The organism is Chryseobacterium turcicum, from assembly GCF_021010565.1.
In the GTDB taxonomy this organism is placed as follows: Bacteria; Bacteroidota; Bacteroidia; order Flavobacteriales; family Weeksellaceae; genus Chryseobacterium; species Chryseobacterium turcicum.
In genome coordinates, this window is the sequence record NZ_JAJNAY010000001.1 from 999,733 (window position 1) to 1,012,260 (window position 12,528).

12 protein-coding genes are annotated in these 12,528 nt (G+C 32.8%); 5 read left to right on the forward strand and 7 right to left on the reverse strand.

Annotation, left to right across the window (positions count from 1 at the left end; genetic code table 11):
* Positions 1-801 precede the first annotated feature (801 nt).
* Positions 802-1,440: an MBL fold metallo-hydrolase gene (locus tag LO744_RS04635; RefSeq protein WP_230667409.1), complete on the reverse strand. Its 639-nt coding sequence runs from the start codon at positions 1,438-1,440 to the stop codon at positions 802-804.
* A gap of 62 nt (positions 1,441-1,502) precedes the next feature.
* On the opposite strand from LO744_RS04635, the gene LO744_RS04640 reads away from it, so the two are divergent.
* Complete coding sequence (locus tag LO744_RS04640) at positions 1,503-2,714, forward strand: type IX secretion system plug protein (RefSeq protein WP_230667410.1); 1,212 nt, start codon at positions 1,503-1,505, stop codon at positions 2,712-2,714.
* Positions 2,715-2,887: 173 nt separating this feature from the next.
* Here the strand turns inward: LO744_RS04640 and LO744_RS04645 are convergent, their stop codons facing one another.
* From LO744_RS04645 to LO744_RS04660, 4 genes are all read right to left on the reverse strand, one after another.
* Positions 2,888-3,154, reverse strand: a complete 267-nt coding sequence (locus LO744_RS04645; protein ID WP_230667411.1) for a hypothetical protein — start codon at positions 3,152-3,154, stop codon at positions 2,888-2,890.
* Entirely contained in the window at positions 3,154-3,381 is a 228-nt protein-coding gene (locus LO744_RS04650; protein WP_230667412.1) for a hypothetical protein, read from the reverse strand. The genes LO744_RS04645 and LO744_RS04650 overlap by 1 nt, the downstream gene beginning before the upstream one ends.
* A 213-nt stretch (positions 3,382-3,594) precedes the next feature.
* Entirely contained in the window at positions 3,595-4,617 is a 1,023-nt protein-coding gene (gene hemH, locus LO744_RS04655) for a ferrochelatase (RefSeq protein WP_262908602.1), read from the reverse strand.
* 70 nt (positions 4,618-4,687) lie between these two features.
* The gene (locus LO744_RS04660) at positions 4,688-5,566 is read right to left on the reverse strand and encodes a NifU family protein (protein ID WP_230667413.1); all 879 of its coding nucleotides are present in this window, start codon (positions 5,564-5,566) and stop codon (positions 4,688-4,690) included.
* A 156-nt stretch (positions 5,567-5,722) separates the two neighbouring features.
* Between LO744_RS04660 and LO744_RS04665 the strand changes: the two genes are divergently transcribed.
* Complete coding sequence (locus tag LO744_RS04665; RefSeq protein WP_230667414.1) at positions 5,723-6,238, forward strand: gamma carbonic anhydrase family protein; 516 nt, start codon at positions 5,723-5,725, stop codon at positions 6,236-6,238.
* Between the two features lie 266 nt (positions 6,239-6,504).
* Here the strand turns inward: LO744_RS04665 and LO744_RS04670 are convergent, their stop codons facing one another.
* Positions 6,505-6,948 carry a hypothetical protein gene (locus tag LO744_RS04670; RefSeq protein WP_230667415.1) on the reverse strand — a complete coding sequence of 148 codons (444 nt, stop codon included), beginning with the start codon at positions 6,946-6,948 and terminating at the stop codon, positions 6,505-6,507.
* A 64-nt stretch (positions 6,949-7,012) separates the two neighbouring features.
* Here LO744_RS04670 and LO744_RS04675 point away from each other — a divergent pair, with 64 nt between their 5' ends.
* Positions 7,013-9,142 carry a helix-turn-helix domain-containing protein gene (locus tag LO744_RS04675; RefSeq protein ID WP_230667416.1) on the forward strand — a complete coding sequence of 710 codons (2,130 nt, stop codon included), beginning with the start codon at positions 7,013-7,015 and terminating at the stop codon, positions 9,140-9,142.
* 151 nt (positions 9,143-9,293) lie between these two features.
* On the opposite strand, the gene LO744_RS04680 is transcribed toward LO744_RS04675, so the two are convergent.
* Entirely contained in the window at positions 9,294-9,782 is a 489-nt protein-coding gene (locus tag LO744_RS04680; RefSeq protein ID WP_230667417.1) for a DUF1877 family protein, read from the reverse strand.
* A gap of 240 nt (positions 9,783-10,022) precedes the next feature.
* Here LO744_RS04680 and LO744_RS04685 point away from each other — a divergent pair, with 240 nt between their 5' ends.
* Entirely contained in the window at positions 10,023-11,024 is a 1,002-nt protein-coding gene (locus tag LO744_RS04685) for an LLM class flavin-dependent oxidoreductase (protein ID WP_230667418.1), read from the forward strand.
* Positions 11,025-11,370: 346 nt separating this feature from the next.
* On the forward strand, positions 11,371-12,492 hold the full coding sequence (gene ribB / locus LO744_RS04690) for a 3,4-dihydroxy-2-butanone-4-phosphate synthase (protein WP_230667419.1): 1,122 nt from the start codon (positions 11,371-11,373) through the stop codon (positions 12,490-12,492).
* The last annotated feature ends 36 nt before the right edge of the window (positions 12,493-12,528 follow it).

A 12,528-nucleotide genomic window follows, 5' to 3' on the forward strand; every position in this document is an offset into this window, starting at 1 on the left:
TTTAGAAAAAAAATTAAAATATATTATTTTTCTAATTTTCATTGAGGAATTTAATTTTATCTAATTGATAAAGAGTGTGTTATTGATTGTGTTTTATTTTATCCACAAACTTATCCACAGGGTTATCCACAATTTGTTGTTGATAAATGCTATTAAAATTGGTTTTTTGATTTTAATATCGTCTTCAGTTTCTAGATTGTTTTATGGTGTTAAGGGGTTTAATCAACTCATATAACGTTTTAAGTAGTTTTGTTTTATCTGATAATCAGGGTGTTTTTGAGTTATCCACAATTTTATCCACAGACTTTCAACAACTTTTTTAGCGTGAAAATTTTCTTTTTTGTCAACTTTCTGAAAATCTTGAATTTATAAATTTTTCTAAGAAATAGACTTTGTTATTTTTTTTCTAAATTCAATGAAGGGGTTTAGTTTTATCTAGTTGATGGTTAGTCTGTTATTGGTTGATTTTAATTTTATCCACAAAGTTATCCACAGGTTTATCCACAATTTATTGTTGATAAATGCTATTAAAATTTGGTTTTAATTTTAATATGGTCTTTGGCTTTTACATTGTTTAATTGTATTAGAGGCATTTAATCAACTCATAAAACGTCTTATAAATATATTTCAGATTTTATTAAAATAAGTAATATTGTTAAAGCTAGAATTACAGCGGTAATTCTAGCATATTTCTCTCCTGCGTTATTAGTGATTCTTATTGTTACAGTATTAATTTACAAGCTACGGAAATGTAGTTTGATTTTGTTTATCGCGCTTTTCAGCTTTATGTAGTCAGTGTTTTTACTTCAAAAACGGATTATATTGCTTTTCAAAACCAATCGTTGTAGGATTTCCATGTCCTGAAAAAACCTGCGTTTCATCATCTAAAACAAAGAGTTTCGTTTTAATTCCTTCAATCAATTGATTATAATTTCCTTTGTAAAGATCTGTTCTTCCTATGCTTCCTTCAAATAACACATCGCCGGAAATCATAAATTTTTGAGTTTCGTTATGATAAACAACACTTCCAGGAGAATGCCCCGGAACATGATAGATTTTAAATTTTTCTCCGTCAAAATCTAGTTCATCACCATCATTTACATACTCGGTTTCAACCTTTACCGTAGGAACCTGAAAGCCAAATCTTGCACCGCTTGCCTGAAGCATATCTAAAACTTCCTGGTCTTCCTGATGCATAGTCACAGGAACTTTGAATGTATCAAAAGCCCATTGTAAACCTAAAACATGATCAATATGAGCGTGTGTTAAAAGTATTTTTTCAATTTTTAAACCGTTTTCAGTGATGAAATTTGAAATTGCATGAGTTTCCTGCTCATTCATATTTCCTGGATCTATCAGCCAAGCATTTTTATTTTCATTAAAAAGAATATAAGTATTTTCACTTGCAAAATTGAATACGAAAGCCTGTATTTGAAACATATTTCTGAATATTTTTTTATCAAAAATACAATATTCTTCAGAGATTCGTTATCTTCGTCATAATGAAAACGTTGCAGATATTTTTACTCAGTTTAGGTTCGCTAGCTTTTGGGCAGAACATTCAAAGTATTCAATTGTTTAATCCTCAAACCAATGACGAGACGCCGGTAATCACAATGGGTCAGCAATTCGTATTGAGTTTTGATGATTTAACCAATTCAAGTGAATTGTACCGTTATACAATCAAACATTTCGATAGAAATTGGGAAGATGACAATCTTTTTTTTAGTGAAATTGCCAATGGCTCGATGAATGCGTTGCTCGACCAGTTTCAGTATTCTTTTAATACACTTCAGGCGTACACTCATTATACTTTAAATTTTCCCAATGAGAAAATACAGCCGAAAATTTCAGGTAATTTTGAATTGATTGTTTATAAAAGTTCGGTAGATCAGCCACTTTTTAAAAGAAGATTTTCTATCGTGGAAGATAATGTGAATTTAGCGTTGAATATATCTAGAATTGCAGATGCTAAAAACCCGAATATCAATCAAAGGGTAGAAGTACAGGCGGTTGCAAAAGCAGGAGATTTAACTTCAAATGTGAATTCTATGTCGCTTATGGTGATGCAGAATAATAATCCCAATATGAAGATTACCAATCAGAAACCGAGCGCAACGATGGGGAATCAATTACTTTTTCAACAGTTGAATCTTGCTTTTCCTGGGAATAATGAGTTTTATTATTTTGATAATAAAAATATGAGAATTGCAGCAGATATGGTGCGTGAAACAGGAATTGTAGATGGAGTTAATCAAACCTATCTTCATCCGGTTTGGGCGTATCCTTTAAATTATCAATACCAACCAGATGTAAACGGAGCTTGGTATTACCGTAGAAATGATTTGGGATTAGAAAGAGATGCTGCTCGTGAAGCGGATTATGCTTGGGTGCATTTTTCTTTAGATTCCGATTTAATGGATAAGGAATTATACATTGTAGGTGGATTCAATGATTTTAAAGCGACCAAAGAATTTCAAATGCATTACGATGAAGCCGCTAAAAAATATATTGCAAAGATTTATATGAAGCAAGGTTTTTACAACTACATTTTAGCAACCAAAGAAGCAAATGGTTCTTTGAATTTAGGTGAAATTAACGGTAATTTCTGGCAGACAGAAAATCTTTATCAGGCATTTTTATATTACAAACCTTTCGGTAGAAATTATGATGGTTTAGCCGGATACGGAGAATTCAGAACTCCGGTTAGATAGCGTTCTAAGAGTTTACTTTCTTAAATTTAGATTATAATCTTTAAAATACAAAACCTTCCAAACTTGCACATTTGGAAGGTTTTTTTTGAAAGTGTTTAATGTCTTGCGAAGACATCAATAGAAAAATTAAACTATATAATAATGTCAAAAAAAGTTCTACACTAAAGGCATTCTTAATTATTATCTTTAAAAATTGCCGCTATAAAAAGATTATCACCGTCTTCGAATATATAATGAATCTGCACAGGGAAATTTTCGGGTTTGTAAACCTGGAGTTCTCTGTTTTTAATATCTAATTTTTCGTAATCGCACAAAATATTATTAATTGATTCTTTTAATTCATTCAAAAAATATCTGTCTTTATTTTTTTCTTCAGCATTAAAAACTCGCATCAGCATTCTAATGTCATTTTTTGCAATCGATGACAGTAAAACTTTCATTATGCGGAGATTTTTTCTAAGTCAGAAATATTCTCAAAGAAATCAAGCTTCGTAGACGGGTTTTCTGAGTGAAATTGCATTCTGCTAAAAACTTCATCCAACTGAAATTGTAGAACATTAGATTTTACAGTCTTTTCTAAGTTATCCACAATCTTAATGAACGCTTCTGCAAGTTCCGGAGTGAAATTTTCAACCTTTCTTTTTAAGATTTCTATACTTGTGCTCATTATTTCTTAAAATTTAAATAAGACCCTATGTTTTGATAGAGTAAATGTATGAAAAAATATTAAAATATAAAACCAACCCCTATTTAAATTTAATTAATTTGAAAAAAATATGTTTTTAATTTTATTTTGTTATTTTTTTTAGGGGGTGTATTAAAAATAAACAAAAAAAGACATCTGATTTCTCAAATGTCTCTTGTATTTTTTAAATAATATTTAAACTAAATAAAACTCATTCAGTTTTTCTTCGCAAAGTATCTTCACGACATCAATCCAGCGGTCTTCGTCATTCAGACATGGGATGTAATGGAAGTTTTCTCCGCCGCCATGCTCAAACTGATGTTTTCCTTCTACAGAAATTTCTTCCAAGGTTTCCAGGCAGTCGGAAACGAAAGCCGGGCAAACAATAGCCAGATTTTTAACTCCTTTTTTACCGATTGTTTCCAGAGTTTCATCGGTGTAAGGTTCCATCCATTTGTCTTTTCCTAATCTTGATTGGAAGGTTACCATCACTTTTTCTTTTGGTAAGCCTAATTTTTTAATCACCGAGTTGGTAACATCAAAACATTGATGGCGATAACAAAACTGATGACTCGGATTATTTTCACGAGAACAGCAATCGTTCAGATTACATGTATTCGTAGGGTCGGTCTTATAAATATGTCTTTCCGGAACGCCGTGATAAGAAAACTGTAATGCATCAAAATTTTCAGGAAGTTTTTCTCTGATGCTTTCTGCTAGACAGTCGATGTAAATTTCTCTGTTGTAAAAAGGCTGAATATAATTGATTTTAATTCCGGGAAATTTCTTTTTTCTTACTTCTTCTGCTTTTTCAATCACCGTTTCCGTTGTACTCATCGCATATTGCGGGTACAAAGGGAAAAGAACGATTTCCGAAACGCCTTGGTCAACTAATTTTTGAATTCCAGCTTCAATGCTTGGTTGTGCATATCGCATTCCGATTTCTACCGGAACATCAACCAGCTTTTGAAGTTTTTTCTGAATTTTCTGAGTAATGACAATTAATGGGGAACCTTCGTCTGTCCAAACTGTTTTGTAAGCTTCGGCAGATTTTGCGGGTCTTGTATTTAAAATAATTCCCTGCACCAAAAGCGCACGGAAAAACCATCGGTAATCAATCACCTTTTCGTCCATCAAGAATTCATCAAGATATTCTCTTACATCGGGTACAGCAGTAGATTTTGGTGAACCGAGATTGACTAATAATATTCCTTTCATAAATATAAGTAATGAGTAATTGGTAATGAGTAATGCATTACTGATTGTACATTACTCATTACTAATATTTTTATCCGTTTACAGCTTCTACATGTTCAACTAAATCGGGAACGAATTGTTTTAAAATATTTTCGATTCCTCCTTTTAAGGTAGCTGTTGAACTTGGGCAGCCTGAACAAGCACCTTGTAGCAACATCTTTGCCGTTTTGTTTGCAGCATCATATTCCAATAAAGAAATTTTTCCACCGTCGTTTTCTACAGCAGGAGCTACATATTCATTTAGAATGTCAGAAATTTTTTGCTCATCCTCGGTATAATCTCTGTTGATGATTTTTTCTACAGGGTTTTCATGCTTTTGAGACTCAATATTTGAGATTACACCACCACTTTGAAGGTATTCTGCAATATAACCACGCACAGCCATCATTACCTGATGCCATTCTACGGAATTATCTCTCGTAACCGCTACAAAATTATCTGAGATGAAAACTTCTTTCGCAAAATCAAATTCCGTGAAAATAGCCTGTGCTAAAGGAACGCCTTCCGCTTCGTTTTTAGATTTTACCTCTACAAAACCATCCATCAGCATTTTGCTAGAAACAAATTTCATTGCATTAGGATTCGGAGTCATTTCAGCATAAATCTCAATCATTTCTTTTTTCTTCTGCAGATAAATTCTTGGGTTAGCCAAAAGTTCGTCTTCAATTACGTTTTTAAGGCTTTCAGCAACATGTTCCCATTCTACAGTATCTTGTTTTGCTACCGCTACAAAATTAGCTGTAATAAAAATTCTTTCAACAAAAGGATAATTAAAAAGCTCTTGTGCCAAAGGAATTTCTGATATATCTGAATCTCTATCCAACTCTAAAGACCCCGGAATCAAATTGTAATCAGCTACAAATTTTATCACTTTCGGGTTTTCTGTTGGTTCTATAAGTATCGTACGCATTTTTTCGTTAAATTTGAGAATACAAAAATACGGATTTAGAACTTAGAAGCCCGACGTTGGAAGTTAGATTTTTGCTATCACTGTAATTTACAATTTGTGATTTCATTAATTTGATTTTCAAAATGAGCTCATTATCAAATTTTCAAATTAATTCAAATGGCACTTATAAAAGAACTTTTAGGAAAAACACCGCAAATTGGTGAAAATGCTTTTTTAGCAGAAACGGCAACAATTATCGGAAATGTCACGATGGGGAGAGATTGCAGTATTTGGTATAATGCGGTAATCAGAGGAGATGTGCATTACATCAAAATGGGCAATAAAGTAAATGTACAAGATAATGCGATGTTGCATTGTACGTATGAAAAGTTTCCTTTAGAAATCGGTAATAATGTTTCAATTGGTCACAACGCAATTGTTCACGGTTGTAGGATTCACGACAATGTTTTGATAGGGATGGGTTCTATCGTTATGGATGATTGCACAATTGAGCAAAATTCTATTGTTGGAGCAGGTTCTGTCGTTACGCAAGGAACGCATATTAAATCTGGTGAAGTTTGGGGCGGTGTTCCGGCTAGAAAGATTAAAGATATTTCGGCAGCTCTTCTGGAAGGTGAAGTCAATAGAATTGCAGATAATTACGTGAAATATTCTTCTTGGTATAAAGATTAGGATTTATTTGATTAATAGAAATAAGCTTTAGCTCGTTTTAAATTAAAAAAAATCAATGGCTTTAGTCAAAATCTAATAAAGGTCTGAAATTATTTAGTTTTCAGACCTTTATTTTAAATTCTGCGGAATAATTAATGTTGTATTTTATGAAGATAAGCGTCAGGTTGTAAGTCTTTTATCTATTTTCTTTCATCTACTTATTTCTATATTATTAAATTGTTGAATTTCAATCTGTCAACTAAAAACTAACAACCATCAACTCCTTATTAATAAACCAAAACCGCTTTTTCACCCTGACATTTCACGCCGGTAGGTTCTGCTGCCATCATGCAATCTGAAGTAATGCCATATTTTTTATTAAATTCTGACATGCTTTGTGTATAACTTTCTATTTTTTTAAGAATGGAAGCTTCCAGTTTTTTGGGATAAGCAATGTATGAAACCGGTCCGCCACACGCTTTAGCTCCCATCGGTGCAAACGTCCATTCAGAAGCTGTTGTGCATTTTTCTTTTGCGATTTCAGATTCTATCATACTTTTTAGTTTATCTAGATTGGCTTCATCATACTTTTTACTGCTTTCATCTGCGGGTCTTTCCGAAATATCTTTTGGTAAATTTGAGTTGTCACCAGAATTCGAAGAGGCACAAGAAGCTATTGTAAATGCACTAAATAATGCAATAGCGAAGTATTTTATAAAAGAGTTTTTCATAATTTATTTTTTTTAAGCGAATCAAAGTTTATGCCTATCCACATTTTCCGTAATTTTGCACGCGATGAACAATCATTTTTTTGACTTAATTGAATATACCAGCCGAAGCGTTTTTCTTACAGGAAAAGCAGGGACGGGTAAGACCACATTTCTAAACGAATTTGTAAAGAAAACGAAAAAAAAGCACATTGTTGTAGCACCTACCGGGATTGCTGCCATCAATGCAGGCGGAGTCACCATCCACTCGATGTTTGGGTTGCCTTTGCGTACGTTTTTGCCAACAGCAGACCGCATCGACAGTAGTATTGCCAATAATATTACTGACCTTCAGCAGCATTTCAGATACCGAAAAGATAAGCTTAAACTTTTAAGAGAAGTTGAGGTTTTAATTATTGATGAGGTTTCGATGCTTCGTGCCGATGTTTTAGATATGATGGATTTTTCTTTGAGATTTATCCGTAGAAATAACCAGCGTTTTGGGGGTGTTCAGATGTTGTTTATCGGAGATTTGTATCAGCTTCCGCCGGTGGTGAGAGATGAGCATGTCTTAAAAATGTTTTACAATTCGCCTTTCTTTTTCGATAGTTTGGCGATTAAAGATATCCCTCTTTTAACGATTGAGTTAACAAAAGTTTACCGTCAAACCGATGAAGAATTTTTGGGAATTTTGAATGCTATTCGGGATGGTGATGTTGCCAATATCGATTTTAATCATTTGAATGAAAGATATGACCCTGGTTTTGAAGCCGGAGAAGAACCTTACGTTTATCTCTGTTCGCACAACAAAATGGCAGACGATATCAATCAGGAAAAGCTGAAAGATATAAAAGTAAGTCCTAATACTTACGAAGCTAAACTTTTTGGTGAGTTTAAAGAAAATCAATATCCAAATGAGCAGTTTTTAGAATTGAAAATTGGTGCTCAAATTATGTTTATCAGAAATGATATTACGGGAGAAAAGAAATATTTCAACGGTAAATTGGGTGAAATTTCTTCTCTGGACGATAATGAAATCAAAGTAATTCTTGAAGGAAGTGAGCGTGAAATTACCGTAAAAAGAGAAGTCTGGGAACAGAAAAAATATTCTCTAGACACTGATAAAAATATTAAAGAAGAAGTTTTAGGAAGTTTTGAACAGTTTCCTATAAAATTGGCTTGGGCGGTTACGATTCATAAAAGTCAGGGTTTAACGTTTGATAAAGTGATAATTGATGCCGGAAAAAGTTTTACGGCGGGCCAGGTTTATGTGGCTTTGTCACGTTGTCGAACGTTGGAAGGAATTGTTTTAAAATCAAAAATTACTCCCGAAGTTATTTTTAAAGACAACCGTATTCTGAAATTTCAGGGTGAAACGCAGGCAAATGATAATGTAGAAAGTATTTTAAATCAAGAAAAATACGATTACAGCATCAGAAAAGTACTTCGTACAGTCGATTGTCAATGGTTTTTGAAAGAAGTAGAGCAGTGGAATAATATTTCGATTGTTAATAAAAGTATTGACCGTAAAAAAGCAAGTCAATTGTATCTTCAATTAAAACGCGATGTTTTAAATTTAGGGAAGATTTTCGAAAAGCTGGAGCGTATTATTTTCCAGAAAGTTAATTTATTTATTGAAAAGAAAGAAGATTGGTCAGAAATTGAAAATAAATCAAAAGGTGCTGTCAATTTCTTTTTTACAGAAATCAGAGATAAAGTTTTTAATCCTTTGAAGGATTTTTATGCTGAAATAAAAGGTGCAAAAGGATTAAAACAATACAATGAAGAATTGAAAGATTGGCTGGAAGATATTGAGGAATACTTGAATAGCCTAAAGGAAATTCATTTGTTGGAAACCAAACTTCTGGATGAAAAAAATGACAAAGAAATCAGCATGAAAATTGCAAAAGTTCCGTCTCAGGTTTTAACTTTCCAATTGTTTGAACAAGGGAAAACTATTGCAGAAGTCGCTTTGGAAAGAGGTTTGGTAAAAGAAACGGTCATTGGTCATTTGGCAAAATTTGCCGAACAAGGGTTATTGGATATTTCAAGAGTCATTACTTCAGATAAAATAAAAGCGTTTCAGGAAATGTTTCACAGAGAACCAAAAGAAACATTAAATGAATGGAAAACAGCACTACCAAATAATTTTGAGTTTAATGAAATCAGGATTTTGATTAATCATTTTACGCATCAGAAGGAGAAAAATAATAGTTAAAATAAGAGGATTCGGTAAAAACTGAATCCTTTTTCATCAAAATAAATGGTTTGTCCAGATTTTGAAAATTCTACAAAACCAATCCGTGATGACCTTTAGATTTGTTTTCGAGATACATTATTTTTGATTGCATGGCTGTTTTTTAATTGTTTTAGGGAAATAATATCTGAATAAGTTTAGATTTTAAAGTATAAGCTTTATTTACAGCATTTTTCAATTCATTAAATTCAATAAAAATACCTTCAATATTAAAAATTAATTCCATATTATATCCCTCTTCTGTTGAAATATCTTTCTTAAAACCCTCATTGTCTAAAGAAATAATCAAAGCCTCTAAATTAATATTTTGCAGTTCTTTAAATAATTCATAAACCTCTTCTTTAGAAAAAACTTTTGTGTATTCGTTTGTTTCAGGACTTCGATGGTACTCTCTAAGCTTTAAAAAATGTTTATTAGAAGATAATTGATAAAGCAGAAAATAAAGCGGATCCCATGTTTTTACATAAGTAGTAAAAGATTCTATTTTATTTGAATACTGATTAATAATATCCTCAATTGAAATTTTTGTATTCATATTTTCCTCAACTTCTTTAACTATATTCTCATCTGAAACAACACTATAACTTACAATTATTCCCATTTTAATAAAAATTATAATTAAAAACTTATTTCGAATTCTAAAATACAAATTAAAAACTTAGCCCATCGTTTTTTAATGCCTAACTATTTATAGTTTTTCACACAACACACCAATTAATTCCATCAATTACAAAAAGTAACTAATGCGATTTATTAGCTTTAACTTTGCGTTTTCAAATTAATTAGAAATGAAATTGCCGAAGGAGATAATCATCACCTTTGAAAAAATAAACAAATCAATATGAAACATTTTGATATATCCGTGCTTGATTTGGCTCCTGTAAAACAAGGGAAAACCATTCACGATACTTTTCAGGACAGTTTGTCTTTAGCGAATTTTACTGAAAATTTAGATTATAAAAGATTTTGGCTTGCCGAACATCACAATATGGAAAATATTGCCAGCTCCGCAACTTCAGTTCTGATTGGCTTTATCGCCAACGGAACAAAAAAAATAAGAGTAGGCTCTGGCGGAATTATGCTTCCCAATCACAGTTCGCTCGTTATTGCTGAACAATTTGGTACTTTAGAATCACTTTTTCCCGGAAGAATCGACCTTGGTTTGGGAAGAGCTCCCGGAACAGATGGTTTAACGGCTCAAGCTTTAGGAAGAAATCCTGCGAGTATCAACGAACAATTTCCGAGACAGATTTTAGAATTGCAGAAATATTTTTCTAAGGAAAATTCTAATGCGTTGGTGCGTGCAATTCCCGGCGAAGGATTGGATATTCCGATGTATATTCTCGGTTCGAGTACAGACAGTGCTTGGTTGGCCGCAGAATTGGGATTGCCTTATGCTTTTGCCGGACATTTTGCTCCCGAACAAATGGATATGGCTTTTAAAATTTATAGAGAGCATTTCGAGCCTTCAAAATATTTAGATAAACCTTTTGTTTTGGCTTGCGTGAACGGAATTGCTGCGGAAACTTCCGAAGAAGCACATTTTCTTTCTACAACATTGTTTCAGGCATTTATCAATATTATAAGAAACGACAGAAAACCTTTTCCTGCGCCTATTGAAGATATGGATACAGTTTGGTCAGCCATGGAAAAATCGATGGTTTTACAGAAATTGAAATTTAGTTTTATTGGGAATCAGGAAGAAATTGCTGAACAGATTAAAAACTTTCAGGAAAAATATCAGGTGGATGAGTTGATGATTAACTCTCATATTTATGACCATCAGAAAAGATTAGAGTCTTACGAAATTATCCGAAAGGCTACAGATTCATTGTTTAATTAACACATTAGTCACAGAGAGTTTTTTTAGTTTTGAAAATATTTTAGAACACATGAGATGAAAATCAAAGATTTTTAAAATGGTTTGTTTTCGAGATATTGATATTGGATATAGTGAAAATTTCTCCTATGAGATTTTGTTAAAGTCATATGAGAAATGAAAGAAAATCTTTGATTTTCGAAACTTATGTGCTCTAAAATATTTTCAACGTTAGTCATTAAATCTTATATGACTTATGTGTTAAAATGGTTTGCGACTTTTGAGGTTAATTTAAACAGTAAAACAAACCATTCATATTAATTGTTGATGCTTATTTTATTAAGTATCTTTGCAAAAATTTAAAGTAAAAATGTCAGATATTAAATTAAATACTATTCCAGAGGCGATTGAAGACCTTAAAAATGGTAAAATAATCATAGTAGTAGATGATGAAGACAGAGAAAATGAAGGTGATTTTCTTTGTGCTGCTGAATTAACGACCCCTGCATTAATTAATTTTATGGCAGTCCACGGAAGAGGATTGATTTGTATGCCACTTCCTGAGAAAAGATGTGATGAATTAGGTCTTGATGTGATGGTAAGCCGTAGCAGCGACCCTAAAGAGACTGCTTTTACCGTTTCTGTTGACCTTTTGGGTGACGGAACTTCTACAGGAATTTCTGCAGGAGACAGAGCGAAAACTATTTTAGCTTTGATGGATGAGAAATCTAAACCAACAGATTTTATGCGTCCGGGTCATATTTTCCCGCTTCGTGCAAGAAAAGGAGGCGTGTTGAAAAGAGCAGGTCACACTGAAGCTGCCATTGATTTAACTGGCTTGGCTGGTTTAAAAGAAGGTGGCGTAATCTGTGAGATTATGAACGAAGACGGTTCTATGTCTCGTTTGCCAGACCTACATGTTTTTGCTCAGAAGCATGATATGAAAATTGTATCTATTGAAGATTTGATTCATTATCAGCTTAAAAAAGGAAATCTTATCGAAAGAATTGAGGAAAGAAAAGTGCAAACTGCTTATGGTGAGTTCGATTTCTGTGCTTTCAGAGAGACTTCTAATGACCAGATTCACTTTGCTCTAACAAAAGGGTCTTGGACGGTAGATGAGCCTGTTTTGGTAAGAGTACAGTCTTCTGATTCTTATTTTGATGTTTTAACGAGATTGAATAACGGTGAAAAGCCATTATTAGAAAAAGTAACATCAATGGTGAATGAAGCTGGAAAGGGAGCAATTATTTTCATTAATAATGTTTCTAATTCTGAAAATACCTTGAGAAAACTACAGCAGTTTTTAAATTATCAGGATGGTCAACAAAAGCATCCTACAGCTGCTTTCAACTATAGAGATTACGGAATAGGAACTCAGATTCTGAAGAATTTAGGAATTAATAAGTTTAAAGTAATCACTCAAAACCCTAGCGTAAAACCTCAAGTTGGTGGTTATGATGTTGAGGTGACAGAGATGGTTCAGCTTTAAAAGTGAAATGTGAATGGTTAATGGTTAATTTTGCTT